General features: G+C 34.5%; 25 protein-coding genes and 2 pseudogenes. 15 read left to right on the forward strand and 12 right to left on the reverse strand.

All coding sequences use genetic code 11. From position 1 onward, the window contains the following. Positions 1-199: 199 nt before the first annotated feature. A complete protein-coding gene (locus A361_RS27560; protein WP_019380962.1) occupies positions 200-1,111 on the forward strand; it encodes a YIEGIA family protein in 912 nt (303 codons plus the stop codon). Between the two features lies 1 nt (position 1,112). Beyond that, positions 1,113-1,319, forward strand: a complete 207-nt coding sequence (locus A361_RS27565; RefSeq protein ID WP_019380961.1) for a capping complex subunit for YIEGIA — start codon at positions 1,113-1,115, stop codon at positions 1,317-1,319. Between the two features lie 312 nt (positions 1,320-1,631). Here the strand turns inward: A361_RS27565 and A361_RS27570 are convergent, their stop codons facing one another. From A361_RS27570 to A361_RS27585, 4 genes are read right to left on the reverse strand one after another with little or no spacing between them, the layout of a single operon-like run. After that, positions 1,632-2,054 carry a disulfide oxidoreductase gene (locus A361_RS27570; protein ID WP_019380960.1) on the reverse strand — a complete coding sequence of 141 codons (423 nt, stop codon included), beginning with the start codon at positions 2,052-2,054 and terminating at the stop codon, positions 1,632-1,634. Then, complete coding sequence (locus A361_RS27575; protein ID WP_019380959.1) at positions 2,054-2,734, reverse strand: DsbA family protein; 681 nt, start codon at positions 2,732-2,734, stop codon at positions 2,054-2,056. The genes A361_RS27570 and A361_RS27575 overlap by 1 nt, the downstream gene beginning before the upstream one ends. Before the next feature lie 52 nt (positions 2,735-2,786). Continuing rightward, the gene (locus A361_RS27580) at positions 2,787-3,881 is read right to left on the reverse strand and encodes a copper resistance D family protein (protein WP_019380958.1); all 1,095 of its coding nucleotides are present in this window, start codon (positions 3,879-3,881) and stop codon (positions 2,787-2,789) included. A 3-nt stretch (positions 3,882-3,884) separates the two neighbouring features. Next, positions 3,885-4,448 (reverse strand): copper resistance CopC family protein, encoded by a 564-nt coding sequence (locus A361_RS27585; protein ID WP_019380957.1) that lies wholly within the window; start codon positions 4,446-4,448, stop codon positions 3,885-3,887. Between the two features lie 156 nt (positions 4,449-4,604). Here A361_RS27585 and A361_RS27590 point away from each other — a divergent pair, with 156 nt between their 5' ends. From A361_RS27590 to A361_RS27600, 3 genes are all read left to right on the forward strand, one after another. Further along, the gene (locus A361_RS27590) at positions 4,605-5,003 is read left to right on the forward strand and encodes an ArsR/SmtB family transcription factor (RefSeq protein WP_019380956.1); all 399 of its coding nucleotides are present in this window, start codon (positions 4,605-4,607) and stop codon (positions 5,001-5,003) included. Continuing rightward, positions 4,981-7,107 carry a heavy metal translocating P-type ATPase gene (locus tag A361_RS27595; protein ID WP_019380955.1) on the forward strand — a complete coding sequence of 709 codons (2,127 nt, stop codon included), beginning with the start codon at positions 4,981-4,983 and terminating at the stop codon, positions 7,105-7,107. Before A361_RS27590 ends, A361_RS27595 begins: the two co-directional genes overlap by 23 nt. A gap of 548 nt (positions 7,108-7,655) precedes the next feature. Then, complete coding sequence (locus A361_RS27600; protein ID WP_019380953.1) at positions 7,656-8,528, forward strand: peptidylprolyl isomerase; 873 nt, start codon at positions 7,656-7,658, stop codon at positions 8,526-8,528. Positions 8,529-8,647: 119 nt separating this feature from the next. Here A361_RS27600 and A361_RS27605 read toward each other — a convergent pair whose 3' ends face one another. Continuing rightward, complete coding sequence (locus A361_RS27605) at positions 8,648-9,199, reverse strand: zinc dependent phospholipase C family protein (RefSeq protein WP_019380952.1); 552 nt, start codon at positions 9,197-9,199, stop codon at positions 8,648-8,650. A 976-nt stretch (positions 9,200-10,175) separates the two neighbouring features. Here A361_RS27605 and ccsB point away from each other — a divergent pair. The 8 genes from ccsB to A361_RS27640 all read left to right on the forward strand — a co-directional run bounded on the left by ccsB (position 10,176) and on the right by A361_RS27640 (position 17,524). Then, the gene (ccsB, locus tag A361_RS27610; protein WP_019380951.1) at positions 10,176-11,351 is read left to right on the forward strand and encodes a c-type cytochrome biogenesis protein CcsB; all 1,176 of its coding nucleotides are present in this window, start codon (positions 10,176-10,178) and stop codon (positions 11,349-11,351) included. A gap of 129 nt (positions 11,352-11,480) precedes the next feature. Further along, entirely contained in the window at positions 11,481-12,107 is a 627-nt protein-coding gene (locus tag A361_RS27615) for a cytochrome (ubi)quinol oxidase subunit III (RefSeq protein ID WP_019380950.1), read from the forward strand. Between the two features lie 678 nt (positions 12,108-12,785). Further along, on the forward strand, positions 12,786-12,926 hold the full coding sequence (locus tag A361_RS30135; protein WP_019380949.1) for a hypothetical protein: 141 nt from the start codon (positions 12,786-12,788) through the stop codon (positions 12,924-12,926). Positions 12,927-13,696: 770 nt separating this feature from the next. Then, entirely contained in the window at positions 13,697-14,560 is an 864-nt protein-coding gene (locus A361_RS27620; RefSeq protein ID WP_157888622.1) for a hypothetical protein, read from the forward strand. A 63-nt stretch (positions 14,561-14,623) separates the two neighbouring features. Further along, entirely contained in the window at positions 14,624-15,202 is a 579-nt protein-coding gene (locus A361_RS27625) for a MarR family transcriptional regulator (RefSeq protein WP_019380947.1), read from the forward strand. Between the two features lie 574 nt (positions 15,203-15,776). Further along, a complete protein-coding gene (locus tag A361_RS27630) occupies positions 15,777-16,022 on the forward strand; it encodes a multiubiquitin domain-containing protein (RefSeq protein ID WP_019380945.1) in 246 nt (81 codons plus the stop codon). Then, positions 15,997-17,163 carry a ThiF family adenylyltransferase gene (locus A361_RS27635; RefSeq protein ID WP_019380944.1) on the forward strand — a complete coding sequence of 389 codons (1,167 nt, stop codon included), beginning with the start codon at positions 15,997-15,999 and terminating at the stop codon, positions 17,161-17,163. The genes A361_RS27630 and A361_RS27635 overlap by 26 nt, the downstream gene beginning before the upstream one ends. Beyond that, on the forward strand, positions 17,153-17,524 hold the full coding sequence (locus A361_RS27640; protein WP_019380943.1) for a DUF6527 family protein: 372 nt from the start codon (positions 17,153-17,155) through the stop codon (positions 17,522-17,524). Before A361_RS27635 ends, A361_RS27640 begins: the two co-directional genes overlap by 11 nt. Before the next feature lie 292 nt (positions 17,525-17,816). On the opposite strand, the pseudogene A361_RS27645 reads toward A361_RS27640, so the two are convergent. Further along, positions 17,817-19,013: pseudogene (locus A361_RS27645) on the reverse strand (IS110 family transposase). A 464-nt stretch (positions 19,014-19,477) separates the two neighbouring features. Between A361_RS27645 and A361_RS27655 the strand changes: the two are divergent. Both A361_RS27655 and darG read left to right on the forward strand, forming a co-directional pair. Then, entirely contained in the window at positions 19,478-20,071 is a 594-nt protein-coding gene (locus tag A361_RS27655) for a DarT ssDNA thymidine ADP-ribosyltransferase family protein (protein ID WP_019380942.1), read from the forward strand. Positions 20,072-20,103: 32 nt separating this feature from the next. Continuing rightward, complete coding sequence (darG, locus tag A361_RS27660; RefSeq protein WP_019380941.1) at positions 20,104-21,144, forward strand: macro domain-containing protein; 1,041 nt, start codon at positions 20,104-20,106, stop codon at positions 21,142-21,144. 644 nt (positions 21,145-21,788) lie between these two features. Here darG and hepT (A361_RS27665) read toward each other — a convergent pair. The 6 genes and pseudogenes from hepT (A361_RS27665) to mntA (A361_RS27685) all read right to left on the reverse strand — a co-directional run bounded on the left by hepT (A361_RS27665) (position 21,789) and on the right by mntA (A361_RS27685) (position 25,431). Beyond that, complete coding sequence (gene hepT / locus A361_RS27665; protein ID WP_019380940.1) at positions 21,789-22,193, reverse strand: type VII toxin-antitoxin system HepT family RNase toxin; 405 nt, start codon at positions 22,191-22,193, stop codon at positions 21,789-21,791. Next, the gene (gene mntA / locus A361_RS27670) at positions 22,183-22,590 is read right to left on the reverse strand and encodes a type VII toxin-antitoxin system MntA family adenylyltransferase antitoxin (RefSeq protein WP_019380939.1); all 408 of its coding nucleotides are present in this window, start codon (positions 22,588-22,590) and stop codon (positions 22,183-22,185) included. The genes hepT (A361_RS27665) and mntA (A361_RS27670) overlap by 11 nt, the downstream gene beginning before the upstream one ends. 491 nt (positions 22,591-23,081) lie before the next feature. Next, complete coding sequence (locus A361_RS27675) at positions 23,082-23,417, reverse strand: (2Fe-2S) ferredoxin domain-containing protein (RefSeq protein WP_019380938.1); 336 nt, start codon at positions 23,415-23,417, stop codon at positions 23,082-23,084. Between the two features lie 600 nt (positions 23,418-24,017). Continuing rightward, positions 24,018-24,257 (reverse strand): glutaredoxin family protein, encoded by a 240-nt coding sequence (locus tag A361_RS31325; RefSeq protein ID WP_081757328.1) that lies wholly within the window; start codon positions 24,255-24,257, stop codon positions 24,018-24,020. A 373-nt stretch (positions 24,258-24,630) separates the two neighbouring features. Continuing rightward, positions 24,631-25,034, reverse strand: a pseudogene (gene hepT, locus A361_RS27680) (type VII toxin-antitoxin system HepT family RNase toxin). Continuing rightward, positions 25,024-25,431 carry a type VII toxin-antitoxin system MntA family adenylyltransferase antitoxin gene (mntA, locus tag A361_RS27685; RefSeq protein WP_019380934.1) on the reverse strand — a complete coding sequence of 136 codons (408 nt, stop codon included), beginning with the start codon at positions 25,429-25,431 and terminating at the stop codon, positions 25,024-25,026. The pseudogene hepT (A361_RS27680) and the gene mntA (A361_RS27685) overlap by 11 nt, the downstream one beginning before the upstream one ends. Positions 25,432-25,591 lie beyond the last annotated feature (160 nt).

The following is a 25,591-nucleotide window of genomic DNA, read 5'->3' on the forward strand; positions in this document are numbered from 1 at the left end:
ATACAATATTCAAATGCATATTAGAATATTGTTGTAAATGGGGTGTTTAATAACCCCAAGCTCTTTTGATACTTGGCCATTAAAATCAAAAAATTAATTAATTAGAATCCAGCTACGCTAGTACAGTAGATCAACAATTTTGGTTCAAAAGAATACCTTTTCTGAAAAAGGCAATAATGGGTTGTTAAGGAGTGAGAAAATGAAAGACGGAATTATTTCAACAGACCAAATTGTATTAATAACTACTGCAATTGTAGTTGGAACACTAGCAAGAGTTTTAACCATTAAAGAAGACTATCGGCAATATCCTAGCTATCCAAATGGCTATTTAACACATCTTATCACTGGATTTGTTGCAGCAGCTTTAGGAGCGGTTGCTATTCCGGCTTTAATGACTAAAAACTTTGTTGCGGTAACTTTCTTGACACTGGCTATACAGCAGTTCAGGGATGTACGGAAGACCGAAAGGGATAGTTTAAAAGACCTTGAGAATACTGAAGCAACTTATAGAGGGGATGCTTATATTGATGGTATCGCCAAGACCTTTGAAGCAAGGAACTACTTTGCTTTAATTGTCTCATTTTCAACAGGTCTCACAATTCAGCTAATTAACAATGATACGCCTTGGATTAATGTAGTGTGTGGGGTGATTGTCGGCTTTTTTGTATTTTATGTTTTGAAGCGTTTTTCAAAAGGAAAAACTGTTGGCGATATTGCGGATATTAAGGAAGGAAAAGTGGAGATAAGAGATTCTGAACTATTTGTAGACGACATTTATGTTTCGGATCAGCTTGGAACTGAGAATGCTCGTAAACTGTTCGAAAAAGAGGGCATTGCGATTGTTATTTATCCACGCGAAGAACATTTTCGAATTACACTCGATAATTATGGTCAAAGGCAAGCCATATTATTTGAAGCTACCAGGTCAATAGGCGTAAAGAGATATCACTTCACACGGAAAGACTATGAGGCAGGAAGAGTGGTGATCACGTTAGTTCCTATTGTAAAAGACATTAATAAATTGATTGAAACAGTAAAGGAGACTCCACTACTTGAAAGTTCTAAGAAAAGTCATGCAGTAATGAAAACTAATTTAACAGGGAGAGAGTAATTTGGGACGCGAATCAACACAAAAGCCTAATTATGAAATATTAGCATTTATAACCACTAATAAAGAAAGGGTGCTGGGAGGAAAACCACTGATGCTACTCGCCAAGGATGAGAAAGATGCTGAATCTCTAACTGTAGATATCGCTAAAGCTATGAAAGCAGATGTTGTGCAAATGAAGTCAGGGGATTACCTGGTACTTCGAGTATAAACACTTAATATTCTTTATGTGGCTTATAAAACCAAACATGCAACTTGATATAAAAATATACAGCTTATGCGATTTTTTATACTTTTTGTCCATTTAATTGCAACAAAAAGTGAGTCCAAACTATATTATATAATTGTTTACCTATGTAAATTCCTATACTAACACTGATAATAGCCTTGAGGTTTAAAAATTATCGGCATCGGTTAAAGAACCGATGCCGATAATTTGTAATTTAAAATATAATCTGGTTTCTTTTTAGAATTTTATAACTGTTCACGTCTAATTCGTACACGATAAGGGTGTCTTAATTGCCTAGTTCTTCTTTTGCTTAATAAAAATCATTAGATAGATGATGATTGTAAAAGCAGTAAGGGCTAAAAATGGAATCGTGATAATCCCAAACCAGTTAATATATTGTGCACTGCAGGGAACTCCATTCACGCAAGGCTTGATAGGGGCAAATCCCGGCACTTTTTGAACAAGGTAATGATAAAAGGAAATACACCATCCAATAGCCGCCATCGGGAGCACAAACTTTTTGACAGAAAGGTCATTTTGGAAAGTGCCTACCCCCAGAATCAAGGCGAGCGGGTACATAAGAATTCGCTGGTACCAGCATAGCTCACAGGGGATGAACCCCCGTATTTCACTAAAATAAAGGCTGCCAAGGGTTGCAGTCAAAGCAACAATCCATGCCAAATACATGTTTGCTTGATTTACGTTAAGTTCTTTCATTATTTATCCTCTAATGCCTGGTCTATTAGACTCTTTATTTTCTCATAATCAAATGGATCTTCAAGCATTGTGCCATTTACCATAATACTTGGTGTCTGCTTTACTTTAAACTTCTCCACAAGCGCTGAATCGTTATTTACCTCATCAATGACTTCTTGGCTTTGGATATCTTTTTCTAACTGGTCAGAATCAATCCCAGGAATTGAGCTAGCAACCTCCTTAATTTTTTCCATTGTTATCCATAAAGAATCATGGTCTTCATCAGGTTGCGCATTAAAAAGGGCTTTATTAAATTCCCAATAGCTGTCTGGATTTTGTTTATAAACTGCTTCCGCGGCTACTGAACCTAGCTTGGATTCATCTCCATGAAATAGAACGTTGATGTAAGAAAACTTAACTTTACCAGTGTCAACATAGTCTTCTACAAGCTTTGGAAAGATATTTTGTCCCCAAGCCTTGCAAGCGGGACATTTAAAATCACCAAACTCTACGACCGTTACAGGAGCATCCGATTTTCCTAATACTGGCTGTCCTTCAATGGATGGGCCTTCCTCAAAACTAGGGGAAGCATTTTGTTCAGATTTCATATTATTGATGACCACTAAAGCTGCAATCATCGCAAAAACCAGCAAAGTTATAACCATAATCAATTTCATAGGGGACTGAATTTTCTTTGACATACTTTTACCTCCTAATAATCTTTTTTCTTTTGTATTCTATCAAGACAGAATTCTATTTAATGCTTAAAAGCAATGATAGATAGGCAGAAACAACAAACAATATGCTCATTAGAAATGAAAGGGCAGCTGAAGACCTCTTAATATAGGAAAGTAAAGTTAAAGCAAGAAACAGAATAGCTACTACTCCGAGAGATATACCAGTTATGTTTGCCGTCATTTGGACAGGCATGGCAGAATCAATCTGGCCTTGATAGAACAAGGCAAATAGTTTGGAGACGCCGCTTTTAACTGTCACCTCAATATCATGAGGAGGCGATTGCTGTCCCAATGCGGCTGTAACTGCAAAAATCATTAATATCACTGCACTTTCAACCCTTGTCCAGGGGACTGGGTTAAACTCTGCATCTGCTTTTAATTTCCTTCTGATTAGGACACTATTAATGCCCGCGTACAATACTAAAGGTATAATCAGTAAATGTTTGATTAACAACGCTTGGCCATATGGAACCATCCAGGCATTTGTATAATCTCTATAATCAATTACAAACGCCGTTAATACCAGACCAGTTCCTATGGTTACCATTAAACATACGAGAGCAACAGGCGTAAACCATTTTAAGAAGTTCAGCCAGTTATGATGATTTTTTGAGAACCAGCTGACAGTAATCAGGATTCCAATCCAGATACTAACAGCAGTAAAGTGGGTCGAATGTGCAATAAAACCTTTCCACTGGTCCAGGGAGCTAGCATGGCTTGACCACCCAAGCGCTAAAATCAATAAGAATGTAATGAAAATACCGATTAACGCAAATAATCGCTTCCTTCTATAGTCAAACCAGATGATATAAATAAATAATAGATTCGATAGAAGATAGGTTACAATCCATGCTTTGCCAACTTCAAAAGTAAAAAGAACAGATTGAAAGGTTTGTCCCATTCCAATGTCTTGGTAAAGAAATAAAATCAATTGCAATACTGGAACAAAGGAAAATACTGCTACCCCACCTGTCGCAGCCATCAAAATACCTTTAGGCACTTTTATATCAGGTTTAGACTGAAATGGCACTAAGGATAATAGAAAGGCTCCAATTAAAATGGAAAAACATAGATATAAAAGGGTTTCAGTTATGATACCTGCAATAAACATTTGTTATTTTCCCTTTCTCATAATCCATAAAAAGCTTCCGATTACTGCAATAATTAAAATTCCAATTAATGAAGGGATCCAATTAGTTTTTGGCTTTGTCTGCTCTTGTCCTGTTTGAACTTCTTCTTCATTAAGTGAATCTGAGTCATCTTTATTTTTTTCTGTGCTCTTTTGCCCGCTATCTTCATTTTCCTCAGTAGGATCCACCGTTGTTGGCGCGTTTACAGAAAATGAGAATTGTCCTTCTATTGGATGTCCATCTGCACCAATTATCTTCCAATTAACCTTATAAGCACCGTTAGCTAAATCGTTTGAAAGTCTTCCGGTCATTTGATTATTGCTTAAAGTGATGTTCTCGATTGAAATCGAATCACCATTTGCATTCGTTACTTCAAATGTGCTCCCTTGTTCAACCTTTGTTTCAAATGTCATTTTTATGTCATTTGGTCCAGCTGTAATGACTTCTCCATCTTGTGGACTGGAGCTCTCTAAACCTGTATGCCCAAAGGCATTGTTTACAGAAACGATAAAAAGTATAAAGGTAATTAAGAATAGCTTTTTAATCATAAGAAACCTCCTAATAGTATTAACGAACTTTATTTTAACAGAGTAAATATAATTATTCAAAAGTACATTTGAATAAATTTTTGACAAATTTGTTAAATCAGCATAGACTAACGATATAACATATTCAAACAAATATTTGAATAAAGGGTGACAAATATGAGTGATAAAGTATTGAACAAATCTTCCCAAGATACATGTGAGACGTTTTGCTACGATGAAGAAAAGGTTAGCCGAGTAAGCGGGCGGATAGATGAGATAATGGGAGTAGAGCAACTGTTTAAGGCGCTATCCGATTCAACAAGAATAAAGATTGCATACGCACTTACACTTGAAGAAGAATTGTGTGTATGTGATGTGGCTAATATTATCGGATCCAGTACTGCCACCGCTTCCCACCATTTGCGTTTACTGCGTAAAATGGGCTTGGCTAAATATCGGAAAGAGGGAAAGATGGTATTTTACTCTTTATCAGATGAGCACGTCCATCAACTAGTTTCTATTGCTTTAATACACTCAAAGGAAGGTGAAGGAGATGGGGAAAGCACTGGCAAGTAGCAAGGAAACCTATCGATTACAAGGTCTTTCCTGTACGAGTTGTGCAGCTAAATTTGAAAAAAACATCCGGGAGATTGAAACAGTTAATGATGTGCAATTAAACTTCGGAGCATCAAAGATAACCATTTTTGGTGATGCGACTATCCAGGAGCTAGAACAGGCAGGATCCTTTGACGGAATCAAGGTGTATCCTGAACGTCAGAGAGTAGTTCAAGAAAATGAGTCTTTTTGGAAAAAAAGCGAAAATCAAAAAACACTGATGTCACTACTTTTGCTAATTGCCGGATACTTTTCCCTGTACACCATTGGGGAGGGCCATATAAGTACAATTGCAATCTTTGCGGCATCCATTTTAGTAGGTGGTTCTGGATTAATTAAAGAAGGTCTCAAAAACCTTACTAAGCTTCAATTCGATATGAAAACCCTTATGACGATTGCTGTTATAGGTGCAGCTTTTATAGGGGAATGGAGTGAAGGCGCTGTTGTTGTCTTTTTATTCGCCGTAAGCGAGGCACTGGAAAGTTATTCAATGGATAAAGCCCGTCAATCTATCCGCTCTCTAATGGACATTGCACCTAAAAAGGCATTAATCCGTAGGGACAATCAAGAAATGGAAATGGATGTTGAAGATATTGTTGTAGGCGACATCCTGATCATTAAGCCAGGCCAAAAGCTAGCTATGGATGGAGAAGTAGTAAATGGCCAATCTTCCATTAATCAAGCAGCCATTACAGGAGAATCTATTCCGGTTCTTAAGACTATTGGAGACGAAGTGTTTGCAGGAACTTTAAACGAAGAAGGCTCACTGGAAGTTAAGGTGACTAAACGAGTTGAAGATACTACCATTGCGAAAATTATCCACTTGGTAGAAGAAGCACAGGCAGAGCGCGCTCCATCTCAAGCATTTGTGGAGAAATTCGCTAAGTACTATACGCCGGCCATCATGTCGCTCGCATTTTTAATCGCAATTATTCCACCGTTATTTATGGGAGGAGACTGGTCCGAATGGATTTATCGAGGGTTAGCTGTACTTGTTGTCGGATGCCCATGTGCACTTGTTATTTCAACACCGGTTGCTATCGTTACTGCAATCGGAAATGCTGCCAAAAAGGGAGTATTGATTAAAGGCGGTATTTATCTTGAGGAAGCAGGACGCATCAAAGTCATTGCATTTGACAAAACTGGAACCCTAACAAAAGGAACACCAGAAGTAACAGACCTTAAAGTCTTAAGTGAAATAGACGAGAGAAAATTAGTAGGGATTTCTATGGCCATCGAAAAATTTTCACAGCATCCTTTAGCATCAGCTATCATCAGGAAGGCAGAACAGATGGGGATTTTTTCAAATGAATTTAAGGCCGAAGATTTTCAATCAATAACTGGAAAAGGTGCAAAAGCAGTGGTGAACGGTGAAAGTTATTTTATTGGAAGCCCCAAACTCTTTAAAGAAATAATACACCTCACCTCCTCTGTTGAAGAAGAGATAAAAAGATTGCAGACCCAAGGGAAAACAGTGATGCTCTTAGGAACTGAGACAACTATCATCGGACTGATTGCCGTTGCAGATCAGTTGAGGGACAGCAGCCGAAACGTGATTCGAAAATTACACGATATTGGTATAGAGAAAACCATTATGTTGACAGGTGACAATAAGGCAACTGGCCAGGCTATCGGTAATTCGGTTGGTTTAACCGAAGTAAAAGCTGAACTAATGCCTCAGGATAAATTAAGTACCATTAATTCATTAAGGGAACAACACGGGAAAGTCGCTATGGTCGGGGATGGAATAAACGATGCTCCAGCTTTAGCAAGCTCAACAGTTGGAATTGCGATGGGCGGAGCAGGTACAGATACAGCATTAGAGACTGCTGACATTGCATTAATGGCTGACGATTTAAATAAACTTCCATATACCATCGAGCTTAGCAGGAGAACCCTAGGGATTATTAAACAAAATATCACCTTTGCGTTAGGTTTAAAACTTCTTGCATTAGTCTTAATCGTTCCCGGCTGGCTGACCCTGTGGATGGCTATTTTTGCAGACATGGGTGCAACGCTTATAGTAGTATTAAATTCTATGAGACTTTTAAAAGTAAAAGAGTAAATAAGAAATGAACAAATAAAACGGGTAGAAGGCCTTAGCTCCACCCGTTTTATTATTCCTGAATGCTCAACTTAATTTTTGGTTTTATTCTCACCCTTATAGCTGTGCAAATTTAGTTCCTGAAGCTCTTTATCTGATTTTTTCTTAAAAATATATATAACTCCAACAGAAAGTATTGATAACACCAGACAAACTATTACTGTATATAGCAATACCAAATCTCCTTAAATTTTAATTTAGTTTTTTACAGCGAAGTACCTTATAAAAGGAAACTTCGCTGTAAATATTTTAAGGGGTGAAAAGTGTCCTAGGGTTAAAATATAGTATAAAAATCTGCAGAAATCATGCAAGAAGCATAACAATTATATTACATAGATTTAATTATAATGAGATTCAAAAATATTTTATTTAATTTATAGTTTATTCATAAAATCGTCATATTTAAATTGTAAGATAAAATTTAATATAACTTTTTATGATTTGGTAATTATCTTTATATACCAGAATTATCTTCGTAAAAAAATTAATACCATACTAGGAGTGACAATATGAAAAAACTGTTAATATCCTTATCAACAGCTGGGTTGCTTATTGGACTTAGTGCATGCAGCAGCTCACAAGGAATCGATAACGAGGAAGTGATCGCAGAAACAAAAGCAGGCAATATCTCCAGCGATGACCTTTACATCGCTATGAAAGAAAAGTACGGAGAGCAAGCCCTTCAGGAGCTGTTATACAAAAAAGTCCTAGAAGATAAATATAAAGTGGAAAAAGAGGAATTGGATAAAAAAGTAAAGGAAATCAAGGACCAGGCAGGATCAAACTTTGAAGCACTATTAATGCAAAATAATATTAAAGATGAAAAGGAACTGAAAGAAATCCTTAAGGAACAACTTCTTGTAGAAAAAGCGGCAATTAAAGATATAAAAGTTACAGATAAAGAACTAAAGGATAGTTATGAAAACTATAAACCTGAAATAAAAGCACGCCATATCCTTTTAGAGGATGAAAAAACTGCAAAAGATATCAAAAATAGGCTAGATGATGGAGAGAAGTTCGAAGATTTAGCCAAAGAATTTTCAAAGGATCCAGGTTCTGCGGAAAACGGTGGAGATCTAGGTTGGTTTGGATCGGGAAAAATGGTTCCAGAATTTGAAGAGGCCGCTTATGCCCTTGAAGTTAATAAATTTAGCGATCCGGTAAAAACTCAAAATGGTTACCATATTATTCAAGTTACTGAAAAGAAAGAGAAAGAGTCCTTTGAATCTATGAAAAAAGAGCTTGAATATCAATTGAAGGTATCTAAGTTAGATAATTCTAAAATTGAAGAAGTCATGAAAAAAGAATTTGAAGATGCTAAAGTGAAGATCAATGACAAGGACTTGAAAGGAATCCTTGAAACGTCAAGTGCTTCAAAATAAAATAATTTACTTAATAATCCAGGCCAATACCCTACTTGTAATTAATAAATCGCTCTCATTATAAAAGAACCCCCTTGTAAGCATTAAAAGCTTAACATGGGGGTTCTTTTTGACCGATTTTACATTTTATCATTTGACATAATACTTTTAATTATATAGCTGCAGATAGCTGTACTTACATTCACAGAAAAAACAACATCTCTCATATAATCTTTTTTCTGTTCATACTCTTCAAGAAGCTCTTTTAAAAAATCTGAAATACTCTCTCTTGAGTTATGCAAAATTAGCGGCATTTTTAATTTTTCTACTATATTAAGTGATTTTGCTTTTTGGTCGAGTATAGATTCATATTTCACATGCGGTATCATGTGATGCTTAAATTCCCATCTCTGATTATGAGGGACGCAAAAAAAGTCTGTGAGGAAATGGCAGATAATACCCATTTCAACATCAATTCTTTTTCGCTTGTTTTTATCTAATAGGTTGTAAGAAGGTAACTTAAGGAGTGATAGAATTTTATCTACAACAAAGTCAAAAGATTCTTCTATATAATGTTTCCGTTTTGCAAGATTAGGTATAAAGTCAGGTTTCATATTTGCCCAAGAAAAAGTGGGTGTATCTACACTGTATTGTGAATTTTCCTTAACAAACGATTGGATCTGTAGAGACATAACATGATGTGAATAAGCAAACAGGATGAAACATTCCTTTCGATAAAGAATTCTATTATCTCAATGCAAAAATATGAATTGTAAAAAAATCAAGTTAAAAAAATTACTTGAATATATCATGTATTTCTAAATCCCTTAAATATATATAGAAAAAAATTACCCAAAAAGAGGCTTCTTAGAGATATATGTTAAGTAATCTGATTAATAAAAGTATAACATAAAGGGGAAGCGATAGATATTGTAGGGTCTGACTTACTAATTTTGAAAAATGTGTATGAAATAAGCATGCTATAAAGAAAGAAATGTTATTTTCTTACTCTTCACATAAACTGCATACATTTCGGATATATTAATATTTGAACCATAAAATGAATGGTAAACAAACTAAACAGAAGGGAGCCTTTTAGGTTCCTTTTTGTTTTTATCTAAAAATCTCCACAGTTTTTGCAAATTCATAATCTATACTTATGTCATCTGTAAAGAAAGGGTGTTAACCAATAGAATTAAAAAGCCTTTTTCTTTTGCTTTGATAGAACTATTAGTTGTAGGTTAGTTTTGGCAAGTTCACAAGAGTAAAACACCTATTTGTACTTTTTCCACAAATAATACAGGCCGGTTATTTCTCTTACCCAGTATTTTGCTTTCATCTCGAGAAATGGCTTTATGAAAATCCTAAAATTCTCCGAAATTAAATTATTCACTTTATTATTTATTTTTTTGAGGTGGAGAAATATATTGAATTAAGAAGAAAACATGAAGATTTCATATTAAAAATTCACTAAAATATGGACATACATGTGTTGTAGAGAAAGCTCTCTTGTTAGTAGTTTCCGAAGACATACCAGAAAAAGTGGTAAAGCATTTTTAATTAAATACAGATTTAGGCAGGTACTTAAACCTACTTTTTCCATTAAAAAAATTGCATACAATAACTTTCCGATCAAATAATCGAAAAAATGTAGTAGAGGAGATAAAGATGGTAGCTCTTAGCAGTAACCTATTATACCTAGCATTCTACCTATATCTATTGGCAACACTATTATTTGGAGGAGCCATTAGAGATAAGAGAAAACAATACGAAAACCCAAGTCAATGGGCAAAAGTTGCAATAACGGTCACTATAGTAGCCTTTGCTTCTCACTTGGGATATTTTATTACTCGATGGGTCGCTTCTGGACAAGCTCCTGTTAGTAATATGTTTGAATTTATTACAGCTTTTAGCATGATGATGGTCTTGGCATTCATAATTCTTTACCTTATATATAAGGCAGCTATATTGGGTTTATTTACTTTACCAATCACATTATTGATCATTGCATATGGGAGTATGTTTCCGAGAGACATTTCCCCATTAATACCAGCGCTGCAAAGCGATTGGCTTGCTATCCACGTAACAACCACTGCACTAGGTTCGGCTATTTTGGCTAGCAGTTTCATTGCAGGGATCATTTATTTACTTCGTTCTGTTGATCAGACGCAACGCTCAAAAGGGACTTTTGGGCTTGAGGTTATCATGTACACGATTGTGGCGACTCTTTCTTTTGTAGTAATTACAAGCATTTTCAGAGGGATGGAGTATGAAGCAGTCTATAAATGGGTTAATAAAAATGATCAAGAGGTTGAAATGATATATAATCTGCCTTCTATTATAGGGCCAAATCAAGGTGAATTACTTACAAAAGGTAAAATGGAAGCGTTTGTTGAGGTGCCTGCAATCATTGCAGCAGGAAGACTAAATACAGTCATCTGGTCAGTTGTTACTGGTTTACTTTTATACGGGTCGCTAAGACTGATTTTAAGAAAAAGAATCTCAGCTGCTATACAGCCATTAACGAAGAATGTCAACCTTGATTTAGTCGATGAAATTGGGTATAGATCGGTTACAATAGGTTTTCCAATATTCACTCTAGGCGCTCTTGTTTTTGCGATGATATGGGCTCAAATTGCGTGGACTCGTTTCTGGGGATGGGATCCAAAAGAGGTATGGGCATTAATTACATGGTTATTTTATGCAGTGTATTTACACTTGCGTCTCTCTAAGGGCTGGCACGGTCAGAAATCAGCTTGGCTTGGAGTTATCGGATTCGGAATTATTATCTTCAATTTGATTTTCGTAAATCTAATTATAGCAGGTCTACACTCATATGCGTAAGGTGTAATTTTCAAACGGCCTAATATGCATTATAAATGCTCGGGACATAAAAGAAGTAAAATTTCTCAGCTAAGAAGGTAGACTAATCAAAATTAAAATATTTGAAGTAATAGGGGAGGAATTTATATTATGCAAACTGAAGAGAAATTCACATTGGAAACATGGCCAACTTCGCCTGAAAGAGCTACGCTTGAAGCAAAAAATAAATTTTTAGGTTTCTGGTTTTTCTTAGGTGGAGAGACAGTTCTTTTTGCCTCCCTCTTTGCAACGTATCTTGCTTTAAAAAACAAGGTTCCAAATGGGGACCACCCTTTGACAAATGAGCTTTTCAGCATGGAAATAGTTTTTGTTGCGACTATGCTTTTACTAGTTAGCTCACTTACAAGTGTTTGTGCAATGTATCATATGAAAAATTTTAATTTTAAGAAAATGCAATTATGGCTTGGGATTACGGTTCTTTTAGGTGTTGCATTTTTAGGATTGGAAATTTACGAGTTTACAGAGTATTTTCATAAGGGACATACTTTTACAAGCAGTGCATTCGGCTCTGCATTTTATGTACTAGTTGGTTTCCACGGTGCACACGTTGCTTTTGGACTTCTATGGATTGTGACTCTCATGGTTAGAAATGCGAGACGTGGATTAAACCTATACAATGCTCCAAAATTTTATATAGCAAGCTTATACTGGCATTTTATTGATGTTGTATGGGTATTCATTTTTACAGTTGTATATTTAATGGGGCTGGTAGGATAATCGTTATTGTTTTATTTTAAAATGATAAGGTTTTCTATTCAAACATGCTAATTTACTTGAAACACATATAAATATGTAACGCGTGAAGTTATAACCATGCGAATGGTTTAAAAAGGATTCCTTCTCTCTGGAATCCTTTTTTTAGTAAACTCTTGCTTCATAGAGTAAAAAGGAAACAGCTAGGGGTTGATACATTACTTTCCGGATAACACCTACTTATGGAAATGCTGATAAAAATATCGACATTTAAGCAGCTTGTAAAGTACCAGCTTATTAATTTTGAACATAATAAACATAAAAAATGAATAGATGAAGAAGCTTTCCTCAATCGAGAGGGGCTTCATCATCATTTATTTTTTGAATATCCGTAACATTTACAAGCTCGACACAAAATCCACCTTAACGATACAATTTGTGGGTTCTTCTTATTTAAGAAATATCTCAACCGTCTTTTTTATTTCAAGTAGTTTTATTAACATATTTTCTCCAGGTAATAATCCTTCTGGTACCCAGTAATCCTCTTTATAATTTTCGAATATTCACCTAATCATTCTATAGATTTATGAGCACATTGGAAGTTGATCATGAAATTTTACTCGTCCATACGAAAGTCACTTGGCTATCAATAGTATAATGAAAAAAAAGACATAAGACCTTGATAACAAACATGGAGGAGTTATGAAGAATTATAGAGTGATACATAAAGATAAAGTCTACAAGATACTTTTTGTCTACCCATCTGGTTATATGGAGATTAGAGATCCTGAAACAAGAGTTAAAGGGGTAGATTTAAGGGTAATTCATTTCCGGGAGTATTAGGTGGATTATGCTGAATAGTATTTAAGTACATACCTATAGGGAGAAAACTGGGCAAAGGTAATTATATAGTTACGGGGTTACTTGGGTTCATAAACTTGAAGAAAGTGTAAAACCAATTCTAAAGGACGAAGTTCTACACTAGGGTACTAATGAGTGAGATAAGAATATATCCCGGATAGTCGTTCTAATAAAAAATCCGATTTCTCCGGGGTGTATTGTACTAATAAAAGAAGTGTTTTATCATCATCTTTTTGCAAAATAAAGGATTTAATGTTCAGCATAGAGTTAGTATTGTGGAAATCTCCTAAGAGTTTGCCTAGCTTAAGTTGCTTTATGTGCATTGTTGACACTTTTGGCCAAACAAAATAAGCTTGGTGTTGCGAGCAAGGACCTTATTGAGGTAATCTCTGGACAAGAGATTGGCCATGCTTTTTCCAGGGTAAACTGCTTTATGCATTCTTGACTAATACTGTGTATCAATATTAAGGAATTTGTATAATAACAAAATCTTTAACAATCTCGTTGCTAATATTAAATAAGTAAGTTTTAATTATTGGGCAGTATGAACAAGCCAAATACGACAGTTCCATACGTGTTACTAAGGTAGGGTTGTAAAATAGCTCAACTACTTAGATATGTTTTAAATTGGGGGCTGGTTCAATATTTAACCCGAATTTTATGAGAAATATTAACCAGATTATCAACTCGTGATATAATTATTGGAACAAAAAGCTAAAGGCTAAAGGCGGCGTTTGATGTAGATGGAAATAATGATAAATAGAACATTATCAACAATAGATGACATTCATCAATTGCTAAATAAAACAATGGAAGTAGTTGATCAATTAAACTCACGTGCTGCTGTAACCTTAAATATGAAGAGATTGAGGTATATTACGCCTATTGGCTTCACCGGACTTTTGTCAGTGCTAGATTATCTTGAAGACCATTTTGAAGTTGGTATTGTCGCTCCTTTTAATATCAGTCCTATTAAATATATGGAACGAATGAATTTCTTTAAAGTCTGCAGTAAAAATGTAAAAGAACAATTTGAAGAACAAAAGGATATGACAACCTTGTATAATCGACACCGTAATAGCCTAGAGGATAAATTGCTAGAGATTAGAGTAGCAACAACCCACCCTCAAATTGTAGAAATAAGTACATTGATTAAAAGGATTTTTAAAAACAAAGGTCTAAAGGGGAATCGTATTTCAGATATTCAATCTTTTATTACTGAGTTGGGCAACAATGTGATTGATCATACAAATTCTAGTTGTTTCATTGCAGTAAAAAACAATGAAGATGAAAACGAAATAGAAATAGCAGTCGCGGATCGTGGAGAAGGAATTTACAATAGTTTAAAAGATGTTTTATCCGAAAATTCTCCTCATGATATCGTAAAAGCGGCCATCACTACCAAAGCTTCTAGACTTAGTGAAGAAGATCGTGGTAAAGGATTAATGGATATAAAACAAAGAGCTTTCAGGTGGTCTGAAGCATCAGTTGCATTACGAACTAATAATTCTGTATATGAAATTACAAAGGATGAAGTAAATCCTACTTTAGAAGGCAAAACTTCATTTGGAACCTTTTTTTCCATAAAAGTAAATTATAGTATTGACAGGCTTTAAACAATAGTTTTTAATAACATTATAGATTTCAAAATTGAAATTGAAATCGAGAGGGCGAAAAACATGAAAACTGAATTACTATTAAGAATTCATGAAAAACCTATTCAATTATTAAATCGTACTCAACTAAAAAATCTCAAAGAGTCAATAATGAATAAGATGAATGACGCAGAAATAAATACAGTCTTTGTATTGGACATGTCTTATATTGGGGATACGAATGGATCTGGTATCGACGAAGTAATCGCTAAACCATTAAAGTGGCTTATTAGTGAATTTATAGATAAAAAAGTTGAGAAATATATTTATCTAGTAAATTTAAGTCCAGAAGAAGTACATGATCATGCCTATAACATTGATAGTACGTTAAACATCGAACAGTTATGTATTATGGCGAAAGAGGAGGATTCCTTCTCCATACTAGGCTATCTCGGTGGATCTAAGGGATCATTAAAGCAAATTCTAGAATTTGTGTATACGAGAAAAGAAGTTACTGCCAGAGATGTTGTGGATGCATTTGACAAACAGATTAATACCGCAAGCACTCAACTTTCAAAATTATATGAAAAACGTTTGATTGCACGGGAAGAGATACAGATGCCTGAAGGCGGAAGACAATTTGTTTACAAAAGCTTGTTTTAAATAGCAGGCTTTTTTAAAAAGAGGACTTCAATTTTGAAATTGAAAACGGGTCATAGAAGAAGGTGAGAAACATGGAAACGAAGGAAAAACAGGAAATGGTCGTATTGGCGTAGTAATGGAAATTGGATAAAATAAAAGCCTTTACCAGTCGATTTATGGATCAAAAAACAAGCAGTATTTTACAATTTAAAGGGGTGATTTGGTAAATGACTGTTTTGTATGAGAATGTAGTAAAGAAACTAACCGGTTTTGTTCTATGTTTACTATTTCTTCACGAAGCTTTAAAAACTATTGGAATCGATATTACACCAACATTCAAGATCATCAACGGATCTTTTATTGACTAAACACGAACAATTAATGAAAAAAAAGTAAAATTGTTAGTATTTTTGAATAAAAATTCATATAATGAAAAAAGTGGAAAGAAGCTAAAAATAGCTTTTCCACCTTAGAAAGATATGAAATAAAAACTTTAGTCGGTTAAATTATATCGTAAATTTTGATGTAAATCAAATTCATATCTTCTAAAAAGTGGAGCTTCTTTCTTCTAATAAATTGAGAAGGAGCAAGCAAAATGAAAAAAAATTTTACTGTCATTATTAACGGTGAACCAAAGGAAGTTGAGAAAAGAGATTATTCCTTTCAAGAGATAGTTACTCTTGCATATGGAAGCTACGATGATTCACAAAAATCATACACTATGGTGTCTACGCTAAAAAACGATAAAGGTGAAAAACACAGCCGGGATTATTCCTTCGGAGATTCAATAAAGATGAAGGAAGGAATGAGGATAAATGTCGACTCAACTAATAGATCATAATCAAGATTTGAAAAGGTTGGTTGATGAAGGATATAACGTATCATTCGTAAAAGATAATCTTGTCGTAAAAGGAATTCCTTATGTTAACAAGGATAAAAAAGTCCTGTTTGGGACAATTTTTTGTCCTTTGACGCTATCTGGATTAAATACAGTAGCTCCCCAAGATCACACAGTTCGATTCGCAGGGGAGCATCCTTGCGATCAATTTGGAAACGAAGACAAATCATACGTAAATTCACAGTCGCATTATCCTTTAAATCAAGATATTGTGGGAAATTACTATTTCTCGGCAAAACCACCAAGCGGTCAATATCCGGATTTCTATACAAAAATTCTAAAGTACGCAAACCTGTTATCTGCCCCAGCAAAGTCCATCGATTCAAGCGTAACAGCACAGAACTTTGATTTTGAGGACTATAACAACGAAAGTGTATTTCTGTATCCTGATACCAATACAGCCAGAGCAGGTTTATCTCATATTGCCAATAAATTTAAGGAACAGAAAATTGCGATTGTAGGATTAGGAGGCACAGGATCATTTATTTTGGATTTTGTTAGCAAAACACCGGTAAAACAGATTTCTCTCTTTGACGGTGATACTTTATTCAATCATAATGTCTTTAGAATGCCGGGTGCAGTAGCTATAGATGAGCTTCAGCAAAAACCAAGTAAAGTTGCATTTCTTAAGAGTAAGTATGATCAACTAAGAAATGGCATCATTGCACATGAGGAGTATCTTGATGAGTCAAATGTGCATATGTTAGGTGAACATGATTTTGTTTTTCTTGCTCTGGACCTAGCAGAACCTAAAAGGATTATTACTGAATATCTTACCAAGACTAATATTCCGTTTGTTGACTTGGGCATAGGGCTAACAGTTGTAGGAGATTCCATTAGGGGAACCGTTAGAAAAACACTGATTACCCCTGACAATAGCTCATCATTGAATAAAATTGCAATGGGACAAGCAGCAGATGATGATGTGTATGCTCAAAACATTCAAATTTCGGAGTTGAATGCTCTAAATGCTGTAATGGGTATAGTTACATGGAAGAAGATGTTTGGTTTTTATCTTAGCGATGAAACAATTTATCATTCAACATTCATTCTTGATGAAGAAGCTGTAAGTCATGCAACATAAATTTGTTGAGTTTATCCCATCAGAAATTGAACAAAATGTATTATATATTTCGATTGAGTATGATATCGCGAAACATAAATGTGCGTGTGGATGCGGAGCTAACATTGTCACTTCGCTTTCACCATCGAGATGGAAATTAACATATGACGGCGAAACGGTATCACTTTCCCCATCTATAGGAAATTGGAGTCACCCTTGTCAATCACATTACTTTATTACAAATGATAAGATAGTTTGGGCAGGATCAATATCAAAAACTGCCATTCAAGAAGTTATAAATAATGATCAAGAGTCTGTAAAAAAGCATGTTCAAAAGAGTAATCGTCTAATTGATAAGATTAAAAGACTTTTTAAGCTTTAATTCTTCATGTTATTTTAATAAGAACAATTTAAAGACTTGGTTATGTTACCAGGTCTTTTTAAATTGAAGAAAGTTAAAAATGAAATATACCTATCTTTGTTACAGCTAAGGGTAAAGACAAGATGTGTTCACAGTGAACTCTTCGCTAAATAGTACTATAGAATTATGCACTACCATGAAATTAACTTCTGCAATTCTCAAAAAAAGGCAATACTGAAGAAGACGCAGCTCATTTGTTTTTTTTAAGGGGAGAGCGCCACATTAGGATCTATGGTAATTAGTTTGACTGGAATTAGGATGCTTTAGGCTCTTCCAACGTTTCTGTGTATCCTAAGCTTTCGAGTCGTCTAATTGTTGTCTCTGTTTATCAAAGTGGTCTTCGCCCAAGTCTACATACAATTCTTTACGAGTTAGAAGATAATAAGAGATACGTAATATGGCGTGAGCGACGACAATACCAGCGCGTTTCTTGCCTTTTCCTGAGGCTGTACGCCTATACAGTGCTCCGAGATAGTTTTTGGATCCCCTTACCGAATGAGCTGCCTCAGTCAAAGCGGACTTTAAATACTTGTTTCCTTTTTTAGTTTTAGCCGATTTCCTTTTTCCTGCACTTTCATTCTGTCCTGGAACCAAGCCTGCCCAGGAACACATATGGGCTGCAGTGGGATACTGCTTTTTTACATCAGTTCCGATTTCAGAAAGGATTTGTTCAGCCATTCTTGTCGCAATGCCAGGAATTGAATCAAGTATTTCCACATCCTCTTGATGAGAGCTTACTCTTTTCGCAACTTCTTGATCGAGCATCTCGATCTGTTCAGTCAGAAAATCAATGTGGCCCAAAATGGTTTTCAACATTAACCGTTGATGTGAGTTAATATAGCCTTTTAAAGCTAGTTTCAATTCTTCCTTCTTCTTTTTCATGGTGCGTCGTACGAAGTTTGCTAGTTTCTCAGGATCCTCTTCGCCATCTGCGATTGCGTCAAGGATGTCTCGCCGAAACACCTAGTACACCCGAAACACTGATCCCAGCTTAATGTTTGCGTCTTCTAACACCTTTTGAATCCGGTTATGTTGTCTTGCACGCTCCTCAATGATGCTTCGGCGATAACGAACGAGCTCGCGAAGTTCACGTTGATTCCGGTCGGGAATATAACTGGCTTTAAGCTGCCCGTGGCGAAGCAGTTTGGCAATCCATTCTGCATCTTTTACATCTGTCTTACGTCCTGGAACAGCCTTCATGTGTTGGGCATTCACCACTAAAAACTCGATATCCTCAGCTTCCAGTAATTTTACGATTTCCAATAAACGCTCGTGCTTTCCATGCTACATGTGTACAGTTATATTGCTTAACCCAGTCAATCAACTTCAATAGAAATACAGTCTTAGTAGAAAAAGTTTTAACCTCCTTTCCTTCAGGCGTGATAATACAGGCAGTAATGTTGTCCTTATGGACATCCATACCACAAGCTCTTTCATTGACTACATCCATTGAAAACATCCTTTCTACGGCAATCATTAAAGTAGAGGCTGGTGCATCAACCAGAAATAGGATTAATCTACCATGTGTGCTTCCCGTAAGGGAGCTACAGTCAGTGGTGCACCGTGGTCGGTGGAGTTAGACTAACGGATGGGCTCTAACGCACTATAGTTCAGCGACCTTCCTCTCCAGCCGTAGAATAAGTATTGACGGTTCAAAACCATTTTCATTCTCTGTGGTGAAGCACTGATTTTTGTGCTTCATGGATGGCTAACGGGGCAGGTTTGTTGAATAAGATAAATTAATCTGTTATGGCGTATTAGACCTATACTGTGCAAAAAAATTATTTCTGGAAGGAATGTACTTAGCTTTATTATAAAATTGCTAATGTGGCTATTCCACAATATGGTATAATTATAGAATGAAACTAACATGCTTGCTATATTGATAGTATTATATTAAGGTGGAATTTTAACATGGCGATAGGGAATATAAAAAAGGGAAAACTCTTATATCATTTGACTCGATTGTCGAATTTAGACTCCATATTGGAGCATGGTTTAATATCAAGGAAATTAGTTAAGGATAATGATGTTCGTTTCTTTGATATTGCAGATTCAAAGATTATTTCTAAACGTACAGAACTTGGACTGGATGTATATACTCCATTTCACTTTCATCCCTATTCTTCATTTGATGTTGCTGTAAAAAGCACATATGAAGATGAAGACTTTATGTATATTTGTATTACAAGAGAATTAGCTAAACATAATAAGTTTAAAATATTACCAAGACATCCACTTAATATTGAAGAAAATTATCAATTATATGACTATGAAGAAGGTTTTGAAGCAATCGATTGGGATACGATGCACAAACTAGGTACGGAAGATCGATATACTAAGAATGTAAAAATGGCTGAATGTTTGACGCCTTTAACTGTTCCTGCTAAGCTCTTTCATTGCATTTATGTGAAAAATGAAGGAACAAGGTCGGTTGTTATGAATAAATTGCATTCTAAAGGTATTAACAAAACGCCACCGTTTGTGGATGTTGGACGGTGGTTATAGAAAAATCTGCTAAAAGAAAGTGAGGTGAAAACGTGATTATTTATACAACAGGTGACTTACTAAAATCGTCAGCTGAGGCTCTGGTTAATACTGTAAACTGTGAAGGGTATATGGGAAAAGGTATTGCATATCAATTTAAGTTGAAATTTCCGGAGAACAATAAGGATTATGTCAAAGCTTGTAAGACAGGTGAGCTACAGATTGGAAAGCTTCACTATTTTATAGAAGACGGTAAAATTATAGTGAATTTCCCAACTAAAAATAAATGGAGAGCAAAATCCAAAATAGAATATGTAGAAAAAGGACTGGATGAACTCATACCATTAATTGATAATTTAGGTATTCAATCCATAGCTATTCCGCCTTTAGGAGCTGGTAATGGAGGACTAGTTTGGAGCGAAGTGAAAACGATAATCGAGAAAAAATTGGCAGTAGTAGATGAAAAGGTTCAAATTTACATTTTTGAACCATCTCAAAATTACGTATCACAACCAAAAGCAGAACCTAATCTAAGTTTATCAGCGCTTATATTAATGAGTATTAAACATCACCTTAATAAATTTGATACGTTAAGACTTCAAAAAACAGCTTTCTATATGGATGTGTTTTCTAGGGAAAGTTACTTCAATTTCACTAGACATAAATACGGTCCATACGATAACTCTATTGCCATCATTAGCAGGAATATCAAAGAATTTCAGAAATATCATGGTGTGATGAATACTGAAGAAGCATATGGGATTCTCTACAATAAAATTGTGAGCGGTCAGGTAGAATTTAAATTGGGAACTTTAGTGCCATTTATCAAAATAGCAGCAGAGTACGTTAACAATTTAAGTTCTAACCATGAACTGGAATGCTTATCGACAATTACTTATTTATTAAAGGAGAAAGGAGAACTATCTCAGGAAGAAATTGTCGATGAGTTTAAGTGCTGGTCAGAAGATAAGGCAAATAGGTTTTCTAAAGAGGAAATCATCAATGGAATTGAAAAGTTATTCGAAACGGATATTATTGAAAAAACGTTAATGGGGTTCACGCTTAGCCAAAGGCGTACTTCCCATCATAGTTAAATAGCAAAACTTTTTAGCATCTCACATGAGGTGCTATTTTATGACTTAGTAAGATGTGAAGCTAAAGTTTGATTTATAAAAATGTTTGAATGGGAAAACTCTAAGAGCAGTCAGAAGACAGCTTTTTTGACAATAAGATCAGCATTCCTGTAATTATTGAAAATGAGTTTAAAGATTGTGAAGAGTTGTATTTAAATAAAAATGGTAAGAACTAAATATATCTTGATAGAAAAGGGAATGTCTTCAGAATTGAGACATTCCTTTGGTTATTCTAGAGTGCAACTTACTATCATTATGACAATATGCCAGGACTGTGTGCCTTATATAGTTAGTTGACATGAAAAAAGAGGATATTAATTGACCGGAACGTATGATAACAATACCAAAAGGGAAACGTAAAAAAGAGCGAATTGTTTATATTTCGCCCTACCTTTTCTGCATTTAGCACGGAATAGAATGCCGTTAGCCTGTATACAGGTTCTTTTAGGGCATAATGGCCCACAACAAACGCAGCTGTATGCTCGTTTAAATCATGAGGCAAGAAAAGAACTGTATGATTATGGGTGTAAAATAATGGAACTAATGTTCGTATAATACAATTATTACGAATAGTAGTTTACATAATTATATTATTTAAAACTATATCAGTGCATTAAAATGGTTTTTGTATATTCAAAGAAATCCACTAAATGATTATCAAGTATCTTTTGAAGGATCACTAAATTAATCTCTTGGTAATCATGAACTGCAATATTACGAAATCCAACCATAGCTTTCATCTTATCTGAAAGAGAGGAGGGAATAATACCCTCAGCTTCCAATAAGGTAAATGCATCCCGGCTTTGTTGTGGGAGTCCCAGTTTTTTTACGGCTACTATGTGCATGGCCAAGTCAATACTTGCCTCACAAGCCCGCTGCAGATTTAAAATAATTGAATCTTGCTTTGTATAATTCTCTAGATTTTTAGGATTCTGGTCGTATTCCTCGTGAATTCGTTTAATACAGCGTTCAATTATATTTATTTTATTTAAAATTACATCACTTTTCATATATTGTCCCGCTTTCGTCAATTTTTTTTAATATCTCTGATCGCTCCTCATTTAGCTTCGTATACATTTTTAATACTTTAACTTCAAATTCAGCTTTTTTTCGCTCATTGGTACAATAAATAGTTGTTCCGGATTGAACTATTTGGGCTTGAAATACTGTACTGGCCTGATTTAAATCAATGAGGTCCACATCTTTGTTGAGTTTTGCTGCTAATTCCTGAGCAATCATAAATATTTGATATTTATCTGCTTTAATTGTGTCACTCAAATATGCAATATCAATGTCACTTTCTTTATGGGTATTTCCACTAACGGTTGAACCAAACATAACTATCCAATCGGGGGATAATTTTTCACGAAGTACATCTATAATGGTTTCTTCAAGGTGTGGATTCAATTTTAAACCGCTCCTTTACTAAAAATCCTAGGTTTGATCTTTAACTTTAAAGGTGGAAAATGTACTCGGACTGGTATAACTCCAATTATGTATAATCTTATCGTAGTAATACTAATGAATTTATTTCTTATTCAAAAATATAATGAATACTATGTATGTTAATTATAGCAAGCCACTGTTTACATGTCGATTATAACTATTCGTAAAATTAGTATTATACGAATAGTTATAGTTTAAGGCTGAGATTTGAATTTATACGCTCCCCTTCTGTTAACAAAGAATCCTCATTAACGTGAGCACCAGCAATTTTGCATTTATCCAGGGGGTTACTAAAAATCTCTCTTTTCCCTTATAAACAACTAAACAATTAATCGGTTACTAGTTTTGAAGAAACAAAATACCGCCATAGATTTTACTTAAGTGTAATTGTCACTGAAAGTAGAAAAGCGTCCTGTTTTACAGCAACGCTTTTTCGATGAATTAGTATAATGTTATATTTCACTTTCATCCTTCTTAAATGTTTTTCCATCATGGTAGTAAAGTTTAGAACTTAAATTACCAGTTCTCTCTTCTTTTAATTGACGAATAAGTTCTTCACTTTTAATTTTATTCATTTCTTTGTACCAGGCTCCATCTGGATATAGAACAACGATAGGACCATGTTTGCATTGGCCGTTACATAATGTTTTTGTTGTATGAATCTCCTTTTGCAGCGCTAAGTTTTTCAATTCTCCCCTAACGGTCTCTGTTACTTCTTCAGCTCCATTTTTCATGCATGTTTTCCCGTTGCAAATTAATAGATGTTTGCTAACTCCATCTAAGTTCATAAGAATTCCCCCTTGTTCTCCCTTTTTATTTAACCTCTATAACAATGGAAAGCGTTCAATCACCTTCTAGATTTTTTCCTAAAACATAAGTCTTTATTACATGCTCTATAGAAAATCACAAGCGTCACTATTTAAAGCTGATTGAGTCTTAGTCAGTGCAACTTCTTAGCATTTCTCGATTTAAATAAATTCTTCAAGACTTTTTGAATTTATCAACATTCCCTTTAATCACATAATACTATACCCCTCTATAGTATGTGAAGGATTTTTTTATTAAGATTAAAAATAGGTGTTTGGCATATAGGTTCATTAAATTAAAAATTATGCTGGTTTACTTAATAATACTTGGGTGGTGTAATCGAGGTTTTACTATTCGGAATATATTTTTACAAAACCCTCAAAAAGGCCTTACTTGATAATTAAAAAGAGGACTTTCATAAAAAAGAAAGTCCATTAATTGTATTTTTTTGGAATTAACTTTTGAGTCTGGTTTCTCAAATTCACTATTTCATCACTTTACAAGTATGCCCAAAATCTTGGATTAGTCTCAGCTGCATGTTGTCAGCAGAACTCCTTCCACACTCTTATCTGTTTTAAAATTTATCTTTGCACTTTAAGTAACTGAATAATTTTGTCCTTATTCACTTCAAAACCAATAAAAATTTTAGGACGTTTCATAATACTTAGGAGTCTTGTATCTCTTATAACAAAAGCAGGCACAATGCGAGAGCCCGTTCTTTTTTTCATTTCTTCCTCTTTATCAGGGTTCCGGGTTAAATCATATTCAATGTATTTAATACCGTTCTGCGAAAGAAACTCCTTCGCTTCTTTACAATCCAGTCAAGTTGGTCTTGAATATAATTCTATTTGAACTCTTTGCATGTTTACCTACTCCTTTAAATAATCTATTTTTCATTAGATATTTTACCCCTTCAAGATTCATTTTAAATAAACCAGATGATACACCGCTTCACCCATTAAAATGTAGAAAAAACTTAAAATATCCACACATAAAAAACCTTTCTTGTTCTCTTTCCTTAATTCATGCTATAGCAAACATCTTATTCTTTTAGTGAGTTCATTTTAACCATGATTATACCTTTATGTTATAAACAACAAAAAAATAATCCCCTTGACTTTGTCATGAGAGGATTTAATATACTAATTTACTCAGTATTGTAGTAAAACCTAATTTAGTATTTTGTAGAATAAGCTAAAACATTAAAATTGTTTTGGTATACTCAAAAAAATCAGCTAAATGATCATCAAGTATTTTTTTTAATATCTCTAAATTAATTTCTTGGTAGTCATGAACTGCAATATTTCGGAAACCAACCATCGCTTTCATTTTTTGAGATAGATTTGCTTGTAGAATCCCTTCTTTCTCTAATATTGAAAATGCATCCCGGCTATTTTGCGGAAGCCCTAGCTTCTTATTAGCAATTATATGCATGGCTAGATCAATCTCGCTTCACAAGCCCGCTGAAGATTTAATATTATTGAATCTTGTTTAGTGTAATTCTCTAGGTTTTTCGAGTTATTATCGTATTCCTCATGTATTCTTTTAATACAACGTTCGATAATACTTACTTTGTTTAGAATCACATCACTTTTCATATATGGTCCCGCTTTCATCTATCTTTTTTATTATCTCAGAACGTTCTTCATTTAGCTTTACGTACATCTTTAATGCTTTTAACTCAAATTCCTCCTTTTTTCGTTCATCCGTACAATAGATGGTTTTACCTGTCTGGACAATTTGAGCTTGAAAAACCGTACTGGCTTTATTTAAATCAATCAAATCTATTTCTCGGTTTAGTTTTGCGGCCAGTTCTTGAGCGATCATAAACAATTCATATTTATCTAAGTTTTTTTCATCGCTTAAAAAAGCAATATCAATATCGCTCTCTCTATGGATGTTTCCATTGACGGTTGAACCAAATAAAACAATTAAAAAAGGTGAAACTTTTTTAATTAAAAGATCAGTTATTATTTGTTCCGCATTAGTATTCAACGTCTAAAAACCTCCATGCTTTTTTTTAATTATATAACAAATATCTAGGATAAAAACAGTTTGTCTAAGGGTAATCACAATATTCAACAGGAATTTGTCAATTAAACATCAAAACCATTCTTCAGTTTAGGTTATTCTTTTTTAAAAATATGTTGGCTGC

The sequence above is a fragment of the Cytobacillus oceanisediminis 2691 genome, assembly GCF_000294775.2.
GTDB classification, from domain to species: domain Bacteria; phylum Bacillota; class Bacilli; order Bacillales; family Cytobacillaceae; genus Cytobacillus; species Cytobacillus pseudoceanisediminis.

Bases quoted from the DNA above. Each gene is read 5' to 3' on its own strand.
- A361_RS27590 (WP_019380956.1), top strand. From the start codon at position 4,605: ATGAGTGATAAAGTATTGAACAAATCTTCCCAAGATACATGTGAGACG.
- A361_RS27570 (WP_019380960.1), bottom strand. From the start codon at position 2,054: ATGAAAGAACTTAACGTAAATCAAGCAAACATGTATTTGGCATGGATT.
- A361_RS27580 (WP_019380958.1), bottom strand. From the start codon at position 3,881: ATGTTTATTGCAGGTATCATAACTGAAACCCTTTTATATCTATGTTTT.
- hepT (WP_019380940.1), bottom strand. From the start codon at position 22,193: ATGAAAAGTGATGTAATTTTAAATAAAATAAATATAATTGAACGCTGT.
- A361_RS27630 (WP_019380945.1), top strand. From the start codon at position 15,777: ATGAAAAAAAATTTTACTGTCATTATTAACGGTGAACCAAAGGAAGTT.
- A361_RS27635 (WP_019380944.1), top strand. From the start codon at position 15,997: ATGTCGACTCAACTAATAGATCATAATCAAGATTTGAAAAGGTTGGTT.
- A361_RS27600 (WP_019380953.1), top strand. From the start codon at position 7,656: ATGAAAAAACTGTTAATATCCTTATCAACAGCTGGGTTGCTTATTGGA.
- A361_RS27595 (WP_019380955.1), top strand. From the start codon at position 4,981: ATGGGGAAAGCACTGGCAAGTAGCAAGGAAACCTATCGATTACAAGGT.
- A361_RS27575 (WP_019380959.1), bottom strand. From the start codon at position 2,734: ATGTCAAAGAAAATTCAGTCCCCTATGAAATTGATTATGGTTATAACT.
- A361_RS27560 (WP_019380962.1), top strand. From the start codon at position 200: ATGAAAGACGGAATTATTTCAACAGACCAAATTGTATTAATAACTACT.
- A361_RS27605 (WP_019380952.1), bottom strand. From the start codon at position 9,199: ATGTCTCTACAGATCCAATCGTTTGTTAAGGAAAATTCACAATACAGT.
- A361_RS27675 (WP_019380938.1), bottom strand. From the start codon at position 23,417: ATGAACTTAGATGGAGTTAGCAAACATCTATTAATTTGCAACGGGAAA.
- A361_RS27620 (WP_157888622.1), top strand. From the start codon at position 13,697: ATGATAAATAGAACATTATCAACAATAGATGACATTCATCAATTGCTA.
- A361_RS27655 (WP_019380942.1), top strand. From the start codon at position 19,478: ATGGCGATAGGGAATATAAAAAAGGGAAAACTCTTATATCATTTGACT.
- A361_RS27640 (WP_019380943.1), top strand. From the start codon at position 17,153: ATGCAACATAAATTTGTTGAGTTTATCCCATCAGAAATTGAACAAAAT.
- A361_RS27585 (WP_019380957.1), bottom strand. From the start codon at position 4,448: ATGATTAAAAAGCTATTCTTAATTACCTTTATACTTTTTATCGTTTCT.
- ccsB (WP_019380951.1), top strand. From the start codon at position 10,176: ATGGTAGCTCTTAGCAGTAACCTATTATACCTAGCATTCTACCTATAT.
- A361_RS30135 (WP_019380949.1), top strand. From the start codon at position 12,786: ATGAAGAATTATAGAGTGATACATAAAGATAAAGTCTACAAGATACTT.
- A361_RS27625 (WP_019380947.1), top strand. From the start codon at position 14,624: ATGAAAACTGAATTACTATTAAGAATTCATGAAAAACCTATTCAATTA.
- A361_RS27615 (WP_019380950.1), top strand. From the start codon at position 11,481: ATGCAAACTGAAGAGAAATTCACATTGGAAACATGGCCAACTTCGCCT.